This window comes from Chryseobacterium angstadtii, from assembly GCF_001045465.1.
Classification (GTDB): Bacteria; Bacteroidota; Bacteroidia; order Flavobacteriales; family Weeksellaceae; genus Chryseobacterium; species Chryseobacterium angstadtii.
The window spans coordinates 354677-373714 of sequence record NZ_LFND01000002.1; the positions used below are offsets into that span (position 1 = coordinate 354677).

The 19038-nt window shown below is 38.3% G+C and carries 23 protein-coding genes; 17 read left to right on the top strand and 6 right to left on the bottom strand.

Features of this window, described 5'->3' with window-relative positions:
- Positions 1 to 410: 410 nt before the first annotated feature.
- The 3 genes from ACM46_RS06885 to ACM46_RS06895 all read left to right on the top strand — a co-directional run bounded on the left by ACM46_RS06885 (position 411) and on the right by ACM46_RS06895 (position 4337).
- Positions 411 to 2573 carry a T9SS type A sorting domain-containing protein gene (locus tag ACM46_RS06885; RefSeq protein WP_157859431.1) on the top strand — a complete coding sequence of 721 codons (2163 nt, stop codon included), beginning with the start codon at positions 411 to 413 and terminating at the stop codon, positions 2571 to 2573.
- Positions 2574 to 2670: 97 nt separating this feature from the next.
- Positions 2671 to 3561, top strand: a complete 891-nt coding sequence (locus ACM46_RS06890; protein ID WP_048505901.1) for a DUF72 domain-containing protein — start codon at positions 2671 to 2673, stop codon at positions 3559 to 3561.
- A 545-nt stretch (positions 3562 to 4106) separates the two neighbouring features.
- Positions 4107 to 4337, top strand: a complete 231-nt coding sequence (locus tag ACM46_RS06895) for a hypothetical protein (RefSeq protein ID WP_048505902.1) — start codon at positions 4107 to 4109, stop codon at positions 4335 to 4337.
- A gap of 87 nt (positions 4338 to 4424) precedes the next feature.
- Here the strand turns inward: ACM46_RS06895 and ACM46_RS06900 are convergent, their stop codons facing one another.
- The 6 genes from ACM46_RS06900 to ACM46_RS06925 form a co-directional block, all read right to left on the bottom strand.
- Positions 4425 to 5021, bottom strand: coding sequence for a hypothetical protein (locus tag ACM46_RS06900; RefSeq protein ID WP_083997355.1), 597 nt, complete (start codon positions 5019 to 5021; stop codon positions 4425 to 4427).
- Positions 5022 to 5060: 39 nt separating this feature from the next.
- Positions 5061 to 5705 (bottom strand): HD domain-containing protein, encoded by a 645-nt coding sequence (locus tag ACM46_RS06905; RefSeq protein ID WP_048505903.1) that lies wholly within the window; start codon positions 5703 to 5705, stop codon positions 5061 to 5063.
- On the bottom strand, positions 5702 to 6547 hold the full coding sequence (locus tag ACM46_RS06910) for an alpha/beta hydrolase family protein (RefSeq protein WP_048505904.1): 846 nt from the start codon (positions 6545 to 6547) through the stop codon (positions 5702 to 5704). The genes ACM46_RS06905 and ACM46_RS06910 overlap by 4 nt, the downstream gene beginning before the upstream one ends.
- 89 nt (positions 6548 to 6636) lie before the next feature.
- Positions 6637 to 7527 carry a ribokinase gene (locus ACM46_RS06915; protein ID WP_048505905.1) on the bottom strand — a complete coding sequence of 297 codons (891 nt, stop codon included), beginning with the start codon at positions 7525 to 7527 and terminating at the stop codon, positions 6637 to 6639.
- A 66-nt stretch (positions 7528 to 7593) separates the two neighbouring features.
- Complete coding sequence (locus ACM46_RS06920) at positions 7594 to 8229, bottom strand: DUF4241 domain-containing protein (RefSeq protein WP_048505906.1); 636 nt, start codon at positions 8227 to 8229, stop codon at positions 7594 to 7596.
- A 93-nt stretch (positions 8230 to 8322) separates the two neighbouring features.
- Positions 8323 to 10938, bottom strand: coding sequence for a valine--tRNA ligase (locus ACM46_RS06925; RefSeq protein ID WP_048505907.1), 2616 nt, complete (start codon positions 10936 to 10938; stop codon positions 8323 to 8325).
- A 128-nt stretch (positions 10939 to 11066) separates the two neighbouring features.
- On the opposite strand from ACM46_RS06925, the gene ACM46_RS06930 reads away from it, so the two are divergent.
- The 14 genes from ACM46_RS06930 to ACM46_RS06995 all read left to right on the top strand — a co-directional run bounded on the left by ACM46_RS06930 (position 11067) and on the right by ACM46_RS06995 (position 18996).
- A complete protein-coding gene (locus tag ACM46_RS06930; protein ID WP_048505908.1) occupies positions 11067 to 11531 on the top strand; it encodes a DUF1573 domain-containing protein in 465 nt (154 codons plus the stop codon).
- Positions 11532 to 11765: 234 nt separating this feature from the next.
- On the top strand, positions 11766 to 12635 hold the full coding sequence (locus ACM46_RS06935; RefSeq protein WP_048505909.1) for a polyphosphate kinase 2 family protein: 870 nt from the start codon (positions 11766 to 11768) through the stop codon (positions 12633 to 12635).
- Positions 12636 to 12979: 344 nt separating this feature from the next.
- The gene (locus ACM46_RS06940; protein WP_048505910.1) at positions 12980 to 13357 is read left to right on the top strand and encodes a hypothetical protein; all 378 of its coding nucleotides are present in this window, start codon (positions 12980 to 12982) and stop codon (positions 13355 to 13357) included.
- Positions 13358 to 13365: 8 nt separating this feature from the next.
- Positions 13366 to 13911, top strand: a complete 546-nt coding sequence (locus ACM46_RS06945) for a hypothetical protein (RefSeq protein ID WP_048505911.1) — start codon at positions 13366 to 13368, stop codon at positions 13909 to 13911.
- Between the two features lie 11 nt (positions 13912 to 13922).
- A complete protein-coding gene (locus tag ACM46_RS06950; protein WP_048505912.1) occupies positions 13923 to 14453 on the top strand; it encodes a hypothetical protein in 531 nt (176 codons plus the stop codon).
- Between the two features lie 133 nt (positions 14454 to 14586).
- A complete protein-coding gene (locus ACM46_RS06955; protein WP_048505913.1) occupies positions 14587 to 14958 on the top strand; it encodes a hypothetical protein in 372 nt (123 codons plus the stop codon).
- A gap of 11 nt (positions 14959 to 14969) precedes the next feature.
- Positions 14970 to 15536, top strand: a complete 567-nt coding sequence (locus tag ACM46_RS06960) for a hypothetical protein (RefSeq protein WP_048505914.1) — start codon at positions 14970 to 14972, stop codon at positions 15534 to 15536.
- 16 nt (positions 15537 to 15552) lie between these two features.
- On the top strand, positions 15553 to 15930 hold the full coding sequence (locus ACM46_RS06965) for a hypothetical protein (protein WP_048505915.1): 378 nt from the start codon (positions 15553 to 15555) through the stop codon (positions 15928 to 15930).
- Between the two features lie 3 nt (positions 15931 to 15933).
- Positions 15934 to 16437, top strand: a complete 504-nt coding sequence (locus ACM46_RS06970; RefSeq protein WP_048505916.1) for a hypothetical protein — start codon at positions 15934 to 15936, stop codon at positions 16435 to 16437.
- Positions 16438 to 16481: 44 nt separating this feature from the next.
- Complete coding sequence (locus tag ACM46_RS06975; protein ID WP_048505917.1) at positions 16482 to 16859, top strand: hypothetical protein; 378 nt, start codon at positions 16482 to 16484, stop codon at positions 16857 to 16859.
- A 21-nt stretch (positions 16860 to 16880) separates the two neighbouring features.
- Entirely contained in the window at positions 16881 to 17426 is a 546-nt protein-coding gene (locus ACM46_RS06980) for a hypothetical protein (protein ID WP_048505918.1), read from the top strand.
- 51 nt (positions 17427 to 17477) lie between these two features.
- Positions 17478 to 17855, top strand: coding sequence for a hypothetical protein (locus ACM46_RS06985; RefSeq protein ID WP_131707551.1), 378 nt, complete (start codon positions 17478 to 17480; stop codon positions 17853 to 17855).
- A gap of 5 nt (positions 17856 to 17860) precedes the next feature.
- Entirely contained in the window at positions 17861 to 18403 is a 543-nt protein-coding gene (locus ACM46_RS06990; protein ID WP_048505920.1) for a hypothetical protein, read from the top strand.
- Positions 18404 to 18444: 41 nt separating this feature from the next.
- Positions 18445 to 18996, top strand: coding sequence for a hypothetical protein (locus ACM46_RS06995; protein WP_048505921.1), 552 nt, complete (start codon positions 18445 to 18447; stop codon positions 18994 to 18996).
- Positions 18997 to 19038 lie beyond the last annotated feature (42 nt).

Genomic DNA, 19038 nt, shown 5'->3' on the forward strand with positions numbered 1-19038 from the left:
TCACAGAAATATCAAGTATGGTCACATAGAATTAACATTACATAAATGAATGTTTAATATTTCCTTAAAAAAAACTTAATAAGATTAAAATATGAACTACTTTGACAACCCATTAATCCAATGGAAAATCCAGATATTGTTTATATCAGAGATTTATAGCTGTATGAACGAAATATAAACAGACGGAATATTCAAGGTATTGTTTAAGAGATGCTTTTCTCATTTTGGAATAGTCCTAAAAATACAATCTCCGTCAGTTCATCAATAGCAAAACGTCCCATTCTTTTTATTGTTCAACAACTATCTATATTTTAAATAATGAATAAAAATTAGAATAAAATTCAAAAAAAAGTTATTTTTGCATGATTAGTTATGGTTTACAAGAACCAAAAGCTTTAAAAAAAACACTCATGAAAAAAATTATTCTTACTCTCTCAGTAAGCTGTTTCTCTATGGCTTACTCTCAAAACTTAAATTTTGCAGATTCAAAGTTTAAAGCTTTAATCCTAAGCTCCAGCGCGAGCAATGATATTGCTAAAGATATCAGCGGAAGTTCTATCGCCGTAGATGCAAACGGAGATGGTGAAATTCAGATTTCGGAAGCACAGCAAGTGAAAATACTTTCGGTGAACCAGGATCCCAATCAAATGTATATTAATCCTAACGGTAACCCGGCCGATATAAATAACATTAATCTTGCCTATTACAACAGCCATCTACCCGACGGAATTACTGATGCATTACTTTTCCCCAACGTTGAAGAATTATATTTTGGGACAACAAAATCAGCCGCCATCAGCTTTATTAACAACAGTAAAATAAAAAAAGTAAAGGGAAGACCTTATTATTATGACACGAACCAACAGGGGCAGTACGTTGCATCTTCAATTAATCTTTCGTTTAATAATTGTTCAGGGATTCAGGATATTGCCAATGTCATAGCTTATCAAAGTACTCTTAATTCCTGGTCTGCAGATGAAAATGTTTTAAAAATAAAAAATTGCACACAGATCAATAGCAATGCAATCATTGATTTAGCGGAACTGACGGAACTGTACATTGAAAACTCAAGCATAAGTACTTTAACGTTCAACTCCTGTAAGCGTCTAAAAAAAATATCTGTTCCTAATCTGAGTACTCTGACTAAAGTATCTGTTTCAGGAGAAAACGGATTATCTGCCCCAGGCTACAGTAACCAGAATATCGAACTGATCGCCAGTAACTGTATCAATCTTCAAGAAATAACTGCTGATACGGATCATTACAATACCTCAGGAGCTTATTTTTCATCCGTGGACTTAAATGGCTGTACTTCTTTAAAAAAAATAAAAGGACTGAACTCAGCCTCCATTAATTTTTCAACAGCCGGACTGATTAATTTGGAAGAACTTGATTGTTCATTTTATAACAGAAATATCTATTCTACCACTTCAGGGGTCTATTTTGGAGATGTGACTTCTCTCGATCTCACAGGTCTTCCAAAGCTTAAAATATTAAAAGCTTTTAATCAAAAAATCACTAATAATGTAAACTTCAGTGCCGCCGCTACTCTTCAAAATATTGATATTACCAGCTCTGCCGGTTACATGAGTTGGGTCAATGTGAATAATCTTGCGAATTTACATACTTTAAAAACGGATAGATTTGAAACATCGAATACGCAGGGGAATGATGATCTTCAAAAGATTAGCGCTAAAAACTGTGTCGCTTTAACCAACTTTATTTTTAGGAATAATAATCAATTAAAAGAATTGGATATACAAAACTGTCCAGGTCTGCAAAAAATATCAATTGGGTATTACGCCATGATGAATGATGGTGTGTTTCCGGAACTCAATACAATCAACCTTCAACAGTGCACGGGAATGAAAGATATTACCATACAGCATACCAAAATAACCCATTTGAATACTTCCGACTGTATAGCTTTAACTTCATTGGATTTGTATGGAAACGATCTTCTGCCTTCCATAAACCTTGCCAATAATACAAAACTGGAATATATTGGTCTTAAAAATATGGCATTAATTTCACAGGTCAATACTTCAACTAATCATAAGCTAAAAAGTGCTCATTTTAGTAATTGTCCCCAAATTACTGAACTCAACCTTTCTTATTCTCCTGATTTACAATATATAACACTATGGAATATGCCTAATCTGGCTTCTGCTAATATAAAAAACGGCTCTATTGAAGAAGGAGTGGATTTTATGAATTATAAAGATAATTTCTCCGTTTGTGTGGATAATGACCAGTTAAGTGATTTGCAGGCTTTGTATTCTGATATTACATTTACCACAGGTTGTGGCAGTTTTTTAACAACAACTGATTCAAAAATCAAAAATAGCGGTATCAAAATCGCACCTAATCCTGTAAAAGATTTTGTTACGGTAAGCTCTGAAGAAAGTATCAAAAATGTAACAGTTTTCGATGCACAGGGAAGAATAATTTTCAATGAGAATTTCAATAATGAAATGGCCAGAATCAATCTTTCAGCTTATCCTGGCGGGGTTTACAATATGAGAATTAAAACCGATAAAACAGAATTTTCCAAAAAAATAATAAAGGAATAATCATTTTTTTAAATAATACTTTGAACAAAAACCGTAGAATCATCTATGGTTTTTGTTTTATATTTGTTACACTAGTTTAATCCTAAAAATATCAGATATGAAATTCGGACAAGTAGAAGACCCGTCAAAAATAGATTTTACCCTTCCTAAGGACCATTCCAGAACCAAAGAAATTTTAAATCAAAACAAGAAAGGACTGGAAAATATTTCTATTGGATGTGCCAAATGGAACAAAACTGATCTGAAAGGGTTTTATCCGAAAGGAACCAAAGACGAACTTACCTATTATGCAAAACAATTCAATTCTATTGAGCTGAATGCTACTTTCTACGGAATGCCTACTCCTGAACAGGTGGCGGTATGGAAAGAAAAAACACCTGAAAATTTTAAATTTTTCCCTAAAATAACCAATACGGTTTCCCATTTCAGAAGACTGATAGACGTTACCGAACCTGTGACAGCCTTTGCTTCGGCAGTGATGAATTTTGACGAAAAAATGGGGATGGCATTTCTCCAGCTTCATGATAATTTCAAGCCTAAAGATTATGACAGGCTGGAAAAGTTTGTAAAAGACTGGCCCAAAGAAGTTCCTCTTGCGATTGAACTCCGAAATACGGAATGGTTTACTGATGAAGATATTTTCAATACTACCTGTGAACTGTTTGAAGCTCACAATATCACCAATATTATCGTAGACACGGCAGGAAGAAGAGATATGCTTCATATGCGCCTTACAACTCCGAACGCATTCATCCGGTATGTAGGTGCCAATGCCGAAAGTGATTATGAAAGACTGGATGACTGGATGAAACATTTAACAAAGTGGAAAAAAGAAGGTCTTCAAAACGTGTATTTCTTTGTTCACCAGAATATTGAAAAAGCCTCTCCGCTGCTGTCCGCCTATTTTATCAAAAAGATGAATGAAGAGTGGAAAACCGATATTCACATTCCGCAAATGGCTACTGATAACAACGGTACCCTGTTTTAATATTTACAAAAGCCAACAGCTTTTCTATTCTTGATGAAAATAAATATGGGCTGGGAACAATTGTTCACTCAATGACCCGGGTATTAGTCTATAATAATTAATCTGAGTTCGGGCTAAAAAATTAATTGGCAGCAAATGGAAGCCGGAAGTTAGCAGCTGCAATTCTCCTTAAAAGCCTTGTCAAGGTTTCGAACCTTGACAAGGCTTATTTCTTTAGTGGATAAAAATTAATAAAACGATCATTCTATTATGCTTTTTCCCAATACCTTCTATTTCCCCGTTTCCAACAACCTGACATTATAAAAAATTTGAATGGAGAAAACAAAAACAGATGACAAAGTGCACTTTTCTTAGTCTGATAATGATAGACGAACAGCATGTACTGTCTACGGAATCTGCTGAGAATAGGGTCAATTTTCAATAAAATCCAAACAAGTTTCTACAAAAAGCAGTCTGAAAAGCCTTTTTTATTCAAAAAAAATTAGTAATTTAGGGTGTACCGCTATTGAAAAAGAATAACTGTATACTTAAAAATACAAAATGCCATGGAAAAGGAAATTTGCACCATAAGCATTACCAGCAACTGGCTCGGTGATGAATACACATTTTACGAAGATCATAAAATAAAAAGAGTTTATGACAATCACAGTCTGAGCGCCAACCGTATGGAGTGGCTTGAACCGGACGATATTAGTAAACAAAACAAAGATAAACTGATTAAAAACTGTCCTGAAGAATTCAAGGAACAGGTGATGCATATCTTGGACTATCCTTAATAGATATATGAGTAATGAGTAATGAGTAATAGGTAATGGAGTCTCTTTGATGAGGTCTTTAAAATTACGTATTGCTCATTGATTTTTTTAATCTTTATTATTTTTTCTAAGCAGAAGAACGAGATTCAGAAACAGCAGAAGAAAATCCAAAGACACCCAGATTCCCAACTTTGCATTTTCATAGTTGTATGAATCTACCTGCTTTCTGGCTGCATCGGAGAGTTTCACACTCTGATTGATATAATTCCGAACCTCTACAATCTGATCTATATTTTTGTTGGGAACCGCATGCTGGGAAAAATAAACCATATTCTTTTTGCCCAGATATCCTACCACCCAGTATTCATCAGACTTATCCATTTTAAGGTATTCTATTCTGTAATATTCCGGACGGATTTTCCCGATGTGTTTAGGTTCCAGATTTCCACTTTTGCCGCTGTCTACTTCAATCAGGTAAAAATCCAGGGTCTGGGGAAGTTTGTTCACTACCTGCAGCCCCACAGAATTGTCTACAAAACCTACCGCACTTTTTTTGATGAACCAATAGGTAAAAATAGATATTGAAAAAACGACCGTAAGGATACGGAAGAGTTTTGCCCATTTTGCCAACCTTCCCGATCTTACTTTAAATAAAATCAGAGAAAGCACACAAGCCCAGAAGATCACAAAAATGATAAATACCATACTGCAAAGATACTGATTTAAGATTTTGCGGGAAAAGTGTTAATCAACATTCCATTCTTTGAAAAACTGATCGAGAAATCCCAGCATATAATCATGTCTTTCCTGAGCGATTTCCTTTCCTTTTCCAGTATTCATAAGATCTTTCAGAAGCAGAAGCTTTTCATAGAAATGATTAATTGTGGTCCCGTTAGATTTTTTGTATTCATCTTTAGACATATTCAGGCTCGGCTGAATTTCCGGATCATACATCGGATTGTTTTTAAAGCCTCCAAAATTAAATGTTCTGCCGATTCCGATAGCACCAATGGCATCAATACGGTCTGCATCCTGAACAATTTTAAGTTCTATTGGCAATTCTGCGGGAGCCTCACCTCTGTTTTTAAATGAAATATTTTTAATGATGAATAAAACCTTTTCTATAACGTCTTCCGGAACCTGCTGCCCTTCAAGAAATTCCCGGGCTATTTTGGGTGCAATGGTTTCGTCCCCGTTATGAAATTTAGGGTCTGCAATATCGTGCAGCAATGCGGAAAGCTCCACCACATCCTGATTACAGTTTTCTGTTTGCGCAATTTTTTTAGACAGTTTCCATACTCTTTCAATATGATACCAGTCATGACCAGCTTCAGCGCCTTCCAGTTTTTCTTTTACAAATGCTACGGTGTTTTCAATCGTACTTTTCATGTATCTGCCAATTCGTTTAAAATAATATTCCAGAGTTTTTGATTATAGCTTCTAAAAAAATTGATGTGTCCTATTTCTTTTTTATCAGATTCAGAGGTTTTTACAAGTCTGTAGGAAGGTTTAAGATTGGGATAGGTATTATTCAAAAGACTCAGAACTCCTTTTTCAGTCAGCCATACATCATCTTCTGCCCGGATCACAAACACTTCTTGCGTCAAATTTTTAGAATAGTCATCAATTTTTTCCAACAGTCTGTTGGTAGATTTCCTGTTTAAAATTAAGGTTCTCCAGTCATATGCGCAATTTTTTGGAAGACTTTCTCCGAGCCCGAACCAGTTCGCCGGAAAATAGCCTAAAAATCTGGTGGTTAGAGGCTGAACAATTCCGAATCCGAGATAGGCTTCAATCTTTGTTTTAAACTTCAGGTTTCCAACAAAGGCATTCTGAGTTCCTACAAAGATAAACTCCTCAAACATTTCAGAATCTTTATTCATTCCCAGAATCAGTGCCCCTACCGAATGTCCCAGAGCATACTTTCTATAATCCGGAAATTCCGTTTTAATATATTGGGTAAGCGTTTTATAATCTTCGGAACCCCAGATTCTCATAGAAGCTTTGAAACCTTTCATATTTTGGGGTTTTGACAGCCCTATTCCCCTGTAATCATAGGTGATGACCGTAAAGCCGTGTTCCGAGAAAAATCGGGCAAATGAAAAATAAACCTGCTGCTTCACGCCTGTTGCCGAATTGATCAGCAATAGTTTTCCGTTGCTTTTTTCAGGTCTGAAAAGATGAACCGCCAGAGCTGTCTTATCTTTTGTAATAAGTTCCAGTTTTTCCATAGTGTAAAAGAAAAAATCCACTATAAAAGTGGAGATTTTACTTATATTTTTATGTTAAGTTTCCGATTTTCGATATGTGGCAAATAGTTTTAGCCAAAGAAGTCTGACATTCTCGGAAGTCCCGTCTGCGAACCTTTCCCTCCGGAAACCCTTGAAGACACTTCATTTCCAAATTTCACGCATTCTTCAATGGTATTGTTGTGGCAGAGCGCTACGGCAAATCCTGAGGTAAATGCGTCTCCCATTCCCATTTTATAAACGGTTTTGTCTTTGTCGTTTCTGTAATACTTCATTTCCGTTCCGTCAAAATAGATGGTAGAATTGGTATCGTCTCTTACGAAAACCTTATTGACATATTTTTTAAGAATTTCTTCTCTCTGCTCTTCCCCGAATACGGTATGCAGTTCGCTGCTTTTCGCTACAATAAAATCTACGTTGTCTATAATCCCTTCACTTATCCTCATAGCAGGAGAAGCGTAAAGTCCTACTTTTTTTCCGCACTTTTTAGCTTTTCTTACGGTGTACTCCACCACTTCCATCGCTACTTCAAGCTGCACCAAAACAAGATCTACTGTATGAAAATACCGGTCCGCCTCTTCAATATGCTGTATGCTCAGACGTTTATTGGCTGCCGGAACCACTACAATAGCTGCATTTCCGTGGCTGGTGGTTACATATGCGGTTCCTGTAGATTCGGCATCTGTTTCATGAACAAAGCCTACATTCACTCCTTCACCCACCAGATTTCTCATGATCTGCTGCCCCAGAGGATCCATCCCAACACATCCTATAAAATACACGCTGGCTCCCAGTCTTGCCGTTCCTACTGCCTGATTGGCTCCCTTTCCTCCAAAATAGCTGTCCGACTTCACGGCTAAAACAGTTTCATTGGGTTGGGGAATTTTTTCGGTTTCTAAAACAAGATCGATTGAAGAGCTGCCTACAACTATAATTTTGGGTTGTTCTGATGAGAAGTTCATTGGTGTTTTATTGTTAGCTTAATATAATGTGTTCAAAAAACTAAGATTCAAAAGTAACTAATTTAATTAACTTATCTCAATAAATTCTGTAATTATCTTCACAGGCTTGTGATCTTTGTCATATGCGATATAGCTGGCATAAAAACCTTCACCATATCCAGTCTCGAAGGCGAAAATAGTTCCCGGATGTTCTTCAGCCGGCTTTAAGAATGCATACTGATCTATTGCTCCTTTTTCATCAAAGAAATAGCCATGGAAAAATTCTTCATAGATGCCCATGAAGTCTCCGCCTTTGTTGTCATAAAGTCTTCTTTCCAGCTCATTCAGGCTGTTTTGGGTATCTACATCCATCAGGCATCCCATTCCACTTTCTACAGGATATCCAAATATTTCTTCTTCTCCCAGGTCTTTTACGTCCTGTCCTGCCGTGACCGCCATTTTCCATTCTGCAATTTCCGCAGTGCTGAAAATAACTTCTGCATACGCGACACAGTTGCTTTCTCTCTCTTTATGGATCAAAACAGGAAAATCTCCTTTGGGAAACTCTGTTGTAAAAGGCTGCATATCATTCGTAATCAAAGGATCACAAGCGACCAGCTTTCCACTTGACAGGTATATTTTTCCCACTTCAAAGCTCTCCAGTAAAGGGCTTTCCACGAAGTTCCTTGAGAATAGTTTTTTTATGTTTTCTAGGTGTGTCATTTATTTTTGTTGTTTAAACTGTCAGGCTGAGTATGAACTTACAGTTTATACCCAGCCTGACATTCCGATAAACTTAGTGTCTATCTTTTAAATTTACAAACTTTTCAGTTTCTCTTCCAAAATAGCAATTTTATCCTGGGCATCTTTCTGTTTCTGACGCTCTATCTCTACGATCTCAGGTTTTGCATTGGCTACAAACTTTTCGTTGGAAAGCTTTTTGTCCACAGAAATCAGGAATCCTTTTAAATAGGCTACTTCTTCTTCTGTTTTCTTTTTCTCTTCTCCTAAGTCCAGATTTTCGCTCAAAGGAATGGAAACTTCAGTTGCTCCTACCAGGAACGTAAAGCTTGGTTTATCTGTTTTTTCTCCGAAATGAATTTCAGTAACATTGGCCAGTTTTCTGATCACTGCTTCATTAGGAAATTCTGAAGCACCTGTATAAAGTTCTACAGCTTCTCTCGGAGAAATTCCTTTAGTCTGGCGGTAGTTTCTGATTCCGGAGATGATATCTTCTGCCGTTTCGAAGTTTTTAATAATACCTTCATTAAATGCTTCTTCTTTTTTCTGCTGAGCAACAATCAAGGCATCTTCAATACTTCTTTCCGAGATAGTCTGCCATAATTCTTCTGTAAGGAAAGGCATAAACGGATGAAGTAGTTTCATTAATTCTTCAAAGAAATATATTGTTTTGTGGTATACTTCTTTGGAAATTCCTTCTCCGTAGCTAGGCTTGATAGCCTCCAGATACCAACCGCAGAAATCATCCCAAATTAACTTATAAATTAAATGAAGTGCGTCTGAAATTCTGAACTTTTCAAACTGATCACTGATCTCAGCAACTGTTTTATTAAGTTTATTCTCAAACCATTCAATAGTCTGCTGATCTGCAATATTGGCTGGTTTGTCTTCATGATTCCACATATTGATCAATCGGAAAGCATTCCAGATTTTCGTCATAAAGTTTCTTCCCTGAAGCATCAGATCTTCATCGAAAAGAAGGTCGTTTCCTGCAGCAGAGCTCAATAGAATTCCTACACGAACACCGTCTGCACCATATTTATCGATCAGTTCAAGCGGATCCGGAGAGTTTCCTAAAGATTTAGACATCTTTCTTCTCTGCTTATCTCTTACAATTCCTGTGAAATATACATTTTTGAACGGAACCTCTTTTCTGTACTCCAATCCGGCCATAATCATTCTGGCTACCCAAAAGAAAATAATATCCGGACCTGTAACCAGATCAGCGGTTGGATAATAGTAGTTGATATCTTTATTTTCCGGATCAAGCAATCCATCGAAAACAGACATTGGCCACAACCATGATGAGAACCAGGTATCCAAAGCATCCTCGTCTTGTCTTAGATTCGATGTTTCGAGATTTGAGTTTCCGGTTTTTTCTTTAGCCAAAACTAAAGCGTCTTCGATATTTTCTGCAACTACAAAATCATTTTCTCCGTCTCCATAATAGAACGCAGGAATCTGCTGTCCCCACCAAAGCTGGCGGGAAATATTCCAGTCACGGATGTTTTCCATCCAGTGTTTGTAGGTGTTTTTGAATTTTTCAGGATAAAATTTAATCTCATCATCCATTACTACATCCAAAGCAGGTTTAGCAATTTCAGACATTTTCAGGAACCACTGAACTGAAACTTTAGGTTCAATAACAGCTCCCGTTCTTTCTGAAGTTCCTACTTTATTTACATAGTCTTCTGCTTTTAGCAAAAGATCTTTCTCCTTTAATTCTTTGGCAATTTCCTTTCTTACCTCAAATCTGTTTTTGCCGGCATAATGTAAACCGTGCTCGTTAAGATTTCCGTCATCATCCAAAGCATCAATCATTTTTAAATGGTGCTTCTGTCCGATTTCATAGTCATTGGTATCGTGAGCAGGTGTAATTTTCAGGGCTCCCGTACCAAATTCAATATCTACATATTCGTCTTCAATGATCGGAACCACTCTGTTGACGATAGGAACAATTACGTTTTTACCTTTCAGGTGAGCGTATCTTTCATCATTAGGATTGATACATACCGCAGTATCCCCGAAAATAGTTTCAGGACGCGTGGTAGCCACAGAAAGGAATTCTTCTGATCCTTCAATTTTATATTTCAGGAAATATAGTTTTCCGTTCTGCTCTTTGAAAATAACCTCTTCATCAGAGATATTGGTTTTGGCTTCCGGATCCCAGTTAACCATTCTGTATCCTCTGTAGATCAATCCTTTATTGTATAGGTCTACAAAGCTTTTGATTACCTGCTGGGAAAGCTTTTCTTCCATGGTGAAACGGGTTCTGTCCCAATCGCATGAACAGCCCAGTTTTTTCAGCTGCTCAAGGATAGTTCCTCCGTATTTATCTGTCCATTCCCATGCATGTTTCAAGAACACTTCACGGGTAATATCAGATTTACTGACCCCTTCAGACTTCAGTTTAGCAACAACTTTGGCTTCAGTGGCAATTGAAGCATGATCTGTGCCCGGAATCCAGCAGGCATTGAAGCCCTGCATTCTTGCACGGCGGACGAGAACATCTTGAATGGTATTGTTCAGCATATGTCCCATGTGTAATATCCCCGTCACGTTTGGAGGAGGAATTACCACAGTATATGGTGGTTTGTCATTAGGCTCTGAATGGAAGTATTTGTTTTCCATCCAGAAGTTGTACCATTTCTGTTCAGTTTCCTGTGGATTGTACTTTTCTGAAATCTGCATAAATTCTATTTCTTTTGCTTACAATTTGCAAAAATAGGCTAAAGAAAAAAAATTTTAAGTATGAATTAAAATAATTTTTAACTTTGTTTCTGAAAATTTATCTAACAAACGTATTAACATTCAAGAATATGAAAAAATTAATTGCAGGAATTGCATTATTTGGAACATTTGCATTGGCATCTGCACAGACGATTACATTTGATAAAACTACCTTTGACTACGGTACTATCAAACCAAGTGCTGACGGTACAAGATTCTTTACAGTAACGAACACAGGTGACAAGCCTTTGATTCTTTCCAACGTAAAACCTTCTTGCGGGTGTACAACTCCTGAGTTCAGCCAAGACCCTATCATGCCAGGAAAATCTGCTAAGATTAAAGTAGGATACAACACTGCTCTTAACGGACCTTTCAACAAAATGATTGAAGTTTTCTCTAATGACCCTGCTAACAGCAGAAGCGTAATTTACATCAAAGGTAATGTAGATGCTAACGCTCCTGAACCAAAACCACTGACAGCTGAAGAGCAAAAAGCAGCAGCTAAGGCAGAAAAAAAAGCAGCTAAACTTGCTAAAAAGGCAGCCGCGAAGTAATCTCTACTCAAAAAAATAAAGGAACCGCTTTCTGTGAAGGCGGTTTTTTTATTACATTTAAGTTAGATTTTAGAAATTAGAGGTTAGAAGTTAGATTTTAGATACTAGATTTCAGACATCAGAAGTCAGCTTTAGAAGCTAAAAATTACTTGTTAACTAGATATTTTTTCTTAATTCCTGAATCTCACCATTTTTAAATCTTTACATTTCTCAATCATTAAATATTAAAAAAATATGGACACCAATTTCTCAGATGGCTTTCAGGTAAAAGGAAAATTTTCAATAGAAAAGGCTTTAACGGAATATAAAGGAAAACTCACCAAAGAAGACGGAGAGCAATTACTGATTAAAGAAAAAGAAAAGCTGCGCGAATTGCAGGAAAAGCTATATGCAGACGGCAGCCAGTCCCTGCTCGTCATCCTTCAGGCAATGGATGCGGCGGGAAAAGACAGTCTGATAGAGCATGTTTTCGGAGGTGTGAATCCACAGGGCTGTAATGTGACCAGCTTTAAAACACCAAGTTCCAAAGAATATTCCCACGACTTTTTGTGGAGAAATTATCTGGCGCTTCCCCAGAAAGGAATGATTGGTATTTTCAACCGTTCTCATTATGAAAGTGTGCTGGTGTGCAAAGTTCATCCTGAATACAACCTCAGCGAAAAAACCTGGTCTTCTGTAAAGGACTTCGACCATACTTTCTGGGAAAACAGGTATGAAAGCATAAGAAACTTCGAAAAACATCTTTCACAGAACGGAACCACTATTGTCAAAATATTTCTGAATGTTTCTAAAAGTGAACAAAAGAAAAGACTGCTGGACAGAATTAACGAGCAGGATAAAAACTGGAAATTTTCGGCAGCAGATCTTCCTGAGAGAGCTCTTTTTCCTCAATATATGGAAGCTTACGAAACGGCGATCAACGAAACCTCAAAAAGCTATGCTCCGTGGTATGTACTTCCTGCGGACAATAAATGGTTTGCAAGGGTAGCCGCTATACAGATCATCATTGATACTCTGGAAAAGATGGATCTTAAATATCCCAAACTGGGAGAAAAAGAAAAAGCGGGACTTGAAGCCGCTAAAAAGACCCTCGAAAACGAATAACAGAAACCTCAACAATACACCGCCCCTAAAAGCCTAGTTCTTTTCAGGGGCTTTTTTGTGGTCTTTTCTTTCGGTTTCGGTGAAATGATAAGCTTTTCATCACTCAAAAAAACACATGACAAGGTATTTAAATTCAGATAAAAAGAAAAAACAATATTCTTCCCAATACAAAAAACACTTAACCGTGAATAACCTATAAGTGTAATTTATTATTCAATAAGCAAATACATGTAAATAAATTTACTTAAAAAACACCAAATCGTGAATAATTTATTGTTTGTATCAGTTTTTTTTATATTTTTATCAAAAATTAAATTTTCACCACAAATCATTAAATTTTAATTATGAATAAGCATTTATTGTTATCAGCTTTCGCTGCGTTAACACTTATTTCCTGTAACAATGAGGGAACCGCTGTCAATACTGTAGAAAGCATGAAAACTCCGCAAATGGAGAAATTCGACAAAGCTTTTAAAAGTCTGGGAGATCCGGAAAACAGGCCTACAGAAGAGGAAAAGAAAAGAAATACTTCCGAACTGAGCGACCGAAGAAAAGCACTTTTGGTTCCGGCATCTAAAGAACTGATCATTTCCACAGGCGTTACAGAAGCTGAACTGACGAGAAAAACAGGCGGCGACATGAGCCAGATCATTGTTTGGGCTACCGAAATCTACATCCAGAAAAGTGACGAAATCCGCAAGAACATTAAATCCGAGAAATAGTAGTGCCTATGAAAAAGTTTTTACTGCTGCTTGGACTTTGTTCCGTTTCGTCAGCCTATGCTCAGGGAGGAGTTTTGATTATTCAAAATCTTACCACCAATTATGATTACCGGGGAACGATCTTCGCTAATAATTTCGTAGGAGGGTGTTATCCTATAGTGACTTCCAATGTACCGGATCCTATTCTTGTTCCGGCAGGGGTTACCGCCAAATATGAAAATTACAAAGATCAGTTTCTCACTTCTGCTTCTCCCGTATCCAATTGGAACGTTCTGCTTGGTGCCGGTTCTTCGCCTATCCCCAGACCTTATAACCATCTAAGCCTGGCTCCCGGCGGCGTCATTTCCAATAACACCAAATGGTCCATGTCTAAATTCCAGATGTTTCATGCGGGAACAATGACTCCTGAGACTTATTTTAACGGAAATATCGGGGATGCTGCCAATACCTGCGTTTCCAACCCGGATTATATAGATGCAACGCCATGGGGCAGTGCCAAATGGTTCACCATCACTTCCGGTGGAACTGTATATACGTATTTAGTTATCCAATAACCTGATTTATTATGAAAAAAATATCATTACTTTTATCTGCAATGGCGGGTGTACTTGCTTTTGCACAAACTTCTCCGTTAGTTATACAAAATTTCAATACGTCTGACGCTGTCGGAAGACTGCGCACCGGAATGCCCGGCGGTGTACCGGGACCTTATATGTATGCGGCTCCCAATGCCCCTTACGGTACTTATACCATACCGGCAGGAGCTATGACGACGTACAATACCTTCAGTACATCAGGTATGGCTTCTCTCCCTATCACTACGTGGTATGTTACGGATTATACCAATCCTGCCAACAACGGAACTTATCCTTATAACGACCCTTTCATTTCATCTGTAATGAATTCTTCCAATGTATGGGGCGGATTCCATTTCTGGCTGACAGATCCTTCAACAGGTGCTACTGACACGTATCAGCTGGGTGATCCCGCTATATATTCGGGATTCACGAATACAGGGACAGGTACTTTTTCCAGCGCAGACTGGTTTACCATCACCACCCCTAGCGGCCCGACTACTTACCTGCAGATTTTTTAGCAAAAAGGCGGCTATTCTGTAGCTGCCTCTTTTATTGAACATCTCAATCCGGGAAGCATCTGTTTTGCTTTCTGAGGATTTTTCATGTCTAAAATTCAATATGATTTAATTCTAATTCTAATATCATTTAATTATGAAACAAGCTTTTTTATCGGCTGTGATAGCCTTATTAACTTTAATATCATGCAACAATGAAAGTGCTGCCACTGCTTCTGTGGAAAGTATGAAAACTCCGCAAATGGAGAAATTCGACAAAGCCTTCAAAAGCCTCGGTGATCCGGAGAACAGACCTACAGAAGAGGAAAAGAAGAGAAACACTTCCGAACTGAGTGACCGAAGAAAGGCTCTTTTGGTTCCGGCATCCAAAGAACTGATCCTTTCCACAGGCGTTACGGAAGCTGAACTCACCAGAAAAACAGGTAACGACATGAGCCAGATTATTGTTTGGGCTACCGAGATCTATATCCAGAAAAGTGACGAAATCCGTAAAAATATTAAACTTTAAAAATAATTATCATGAAAAAAATCTTAGCATTATTAGGTATAGCAGCTTTTTCTCTTGCCTATTCACAGGGAGGTACTCTTATTCTCAACAACTATTCTGCATATGACTTTTCAGGATATATTGTGGCTAATAATTTTGCCGGAGGATGCTATCCATACATCACTTCCAATGATCCGGAAATGGTAAAAGTTCCGGCCGATTCACACATGGGCAACGGGAACGAACTGAGGTATACCGATTTCAGAAATCAATATACAACTTCTTTGTATCCGATGGCTGCATGGCATGTATCTACCTCATCTGCACTTGGAATATCAAGACCATGGAACCATGGATCTCTGATGCCAGGAGGAACTTTTTCCAACAACACCAAGTGGGCTACAACCAAATTTGTTATGTATTATCCGGGAACAACCAACCTTGCTCCTGACAATTTCAACGGTGCTCTGACCCTTCCTGGTAATATCAGCTGTTATAATGCTCCAAATTATTTCAGTACTCCTTCCGGCAGCAACAGTGCTGAAATATTTACCATCACCAGCGGAGCCAGCACTACCACTTATATTCAACTCTACTAAAATCCTCTTGTACATTATGAAAAAACTTATTTTATCGGCTGTTTTTGCCTCTCTGACACTGATTTCATGTAATAATGAAGGAAGTGCTGTGAATACTGTAGAAAGTATGAAGACTCCGCAAATGGAGAAATTTGACAAAGCATTTAAAAGTCTCGGTGATCCGGAGAACAGGCCTACTGAAGAAGAGAAAAAAAGAAATACTTCTGAGCTGAGTGACCGAAGAAAAGCGCTTCTGGTTCCGGCATCCAAAGAACTGATCCTTTCCACAGGCGTTACGGAAGCTGAAATCACCAGAAAAACAGGTAACGACATGAGCCAGATCATTGTTTGGGCTACCGAGATCTACATTCAAAAAAGTGACGAGATCCGTAAAAATATTAAATCTGAGAAATAAATTATGAAAAAGGTTTTAACCATTATTGGGTTGTTATCCATATCATGTGCATTTGCTCAGGGAGGTCCGCTAGTGATCAACAATTATACGGGTTATGATTTCCATACGAGAGTTACTGCTGCCAATCTTACTACTCCTGGATGCTATTTTTATGTCACCCTAGACAATCCTGAACTTGTTATCCCAAGCGGAAGCAGTGTAAGCTACAACAGTTACAATATTCCGGGTACACTCTGGAAGGTGTCTACATCGCCTTCAGGTGGCACTCCGAGGCTGGGAAGTCATCCGAGTCTTGCATTAGGCGGCGTGATTTCCGTTAATACCCAATGGGTTGTTTCTGAATTCCAGTTTTATCAGGCAGGAACCCCTTCGTCTTCAGGAGCTGTAGGTGATCCTTCTTATTCCTGTAATCCTGTTCCTGGTGTCTATTTCACTCCGCAGGCTTCTGTAGAATGGTTTACGGTCTCCAGCGGCGGGACGACTTATACGTACTTACAGGCTTTATAATCCAACCGCTGAGTTTTATTTAAAATTAACACCCAATTTCTATTATGAAAAAACATTTTTTATTAGCAGCTTTTGCCTCTCTGATATTGGTTTCCTGTAATAACGAAGGAAGCGCCGTGAATACTGTGGAAACGATGAAAACTCCGCAAATGGAGAAATTCGACAAAGCTTTTAAGAGTCTGGGAGATCCGCAAAACAGACCTACCGAGGAAGAGAAAAAAAGAAATACTTCTGAACTGAGTGACAGAAGAAAAGCGCTTCTGGTTCCAGCATCCAAAGAACTGATCCTCTCCACAGGCGTTACAGAAGCTGAAATCACCAGAAAAACAGGTAACGACATGAGCCAGATCATTGTTTGGGCTACCGAGATCTATATCCAGAAAAGTGATGAGATCCGTAAAAACATTAAATCTGAGAAATAAACACTAACCCTAAATTACAATATGAAAAAACTAAGCATTATTCTAGGTATTCTGGCAGGAATAAGCATTTACGCGCAATCCTCCACGCTGGTCATTAATAACTACAGCGCTTATGATGCCGCAGGGAGATTTATGACGGTAGGATCAGCTGGTTCCGGATCTTCTCAGCCTTATATGTATGCCAATCCAAATTCGCCTTACAGTGTATATACTATTCCTGCAGGAGGAAATACAAAATATGACAAGTTTGACAATACGGGCGCCAACAACCCTATTCCCATTACCGAATGGTTTTACATTGACCCTTTAAACAGCGCCAATACAGGAAATTATCCCTATAATCACCCCATCATCACTGCAGTGACTGCTGTGGATGAATGGATGGGATTTGCCTTTTCACTGACAGACAGTACAGGATACAGCTATGATAGTTTTGAGGTAGGAGATCCGGTACTTTCGGGAGGATTTCTAAGTTCTACCCAAACGGGACCCAATACGGGTTCTTCTGCGGACTGGTTTACCATAACAACCCCGGGAGGACAGATCACCTATTTTCAGATCTTTTAATTACTCATTGGATTATCAACTGATTTACAATTCATTTAAAAAAATCTAACTATGAAAAAACTATTGCTATCGGCTGTTTTTGCTATGCTCACTTTAACATCATGCAGTAACGAGAGTTCTGCCATAAATACTGTAGAAACAATGAAAACTCCGCAAATGGAGAAATTCGACAAAGCTTTTAAAAGTCTGGGAGACCCACAAAACAGACCTACCGAGGAAGAGAAAAAAAGAAATACATCCGAACTGAGTGACCGAAGAAAGGCTCTTCTGGTTCCAGCCTCTAAAGAACTAATCCTTTCCACAGGCGTTACAGAAGCTGAACTCACCAGAAAAACAGGAGGAGATATGAGCCAGATCATCGTTTGGGCTACCGAGATCTATATCCAGAAAAGTGACGAGATCCGTAAAAATATTAAATCCGAAAAATAAATCTCATGAAAAAATTACTTACCATAATAGGAATGGCTGTTTTTTCTCTGGGATATTCGCAAGGGACAATTATTCTGAATAATTACTCTAAATATGATTATCATGGGTTTCTGGTAGCCACCAATGCTACTGCCGGATGCTATCCCCGCGTAGGAAATGACGGTGTAATTGTAGTTCCCGCCGAATCTCACACGGGCAATAATCAGGCTCTTGTGTATAAAGATTATCAGAACCAGTTTACTTCGTCTCTCTATCCTACTGCTAACTGGGTTGTGACACAAAACCCTACAGGATCTTCTATCATGCCCTGGAATGATGTGAACCTTGCACCCGGAAATACCATCTCCACCTCTACCAAATGGTATGCAACTAAATTTGTAATGATGGAAGCAGGAACATTGACAGCCGCGCCTGATGATTTCCGGGCCAATATCAATATCATAAGCCCCTGTACTCCTGTGGCCAATGATTATTTCGCGACACCTTCAGGAAATAACAGTGCAGAAATGTTTACCATAGGAGCTATCACCTACCTGCAGGTTTACTAAAATATAATGTATCGCAGTATCTAAAATTAATTATATAAATCATGAAAAAGATTTTAACAATACTAAGTTTTGCAGCAGCCATCACTACCTATGCTCAAGGAAGGTTAATTATAAACAATTATACGCCTTATGATTTCCAGGGCCATGTCATTGCTCACGGCACGACTTCGCCCTGCTATCCGAGAGTAGTCAATAACACGATTATTACGGTTCCGGCTGATGCTAATACAGGAAACGGGAATCATCTTCAATATGACAATTACAGGGATCAATTCGGCTCATCTCTCTACCCGATGGCTGACTGGAACGTTTCCACTTCCCCCAACAATAACAGTGTCGTCCCATGGAATGATTTGGGTATGATACCTGGCGGAACTCTTTCAAACACAACAAAATGGGGTGTAGCAAAATTTGGGATGGTGTATGCGGGTACCAATAATAATGTAGTTGGTTTCAGTGCTAATTTAGCCCTGGCAGGAAATGCCTGCTATGCCTCTCCTGACAACTTCACCACTTCTAACGGTCTTAACAGCGGAGAAATTTTTGTAATTACCAGTGGAGGCACTGTTACCACTTACCTTCAGATGTATTAGATGTATTAATAGTGTATTTTCAATTTCCTGAACCTGTGTTCA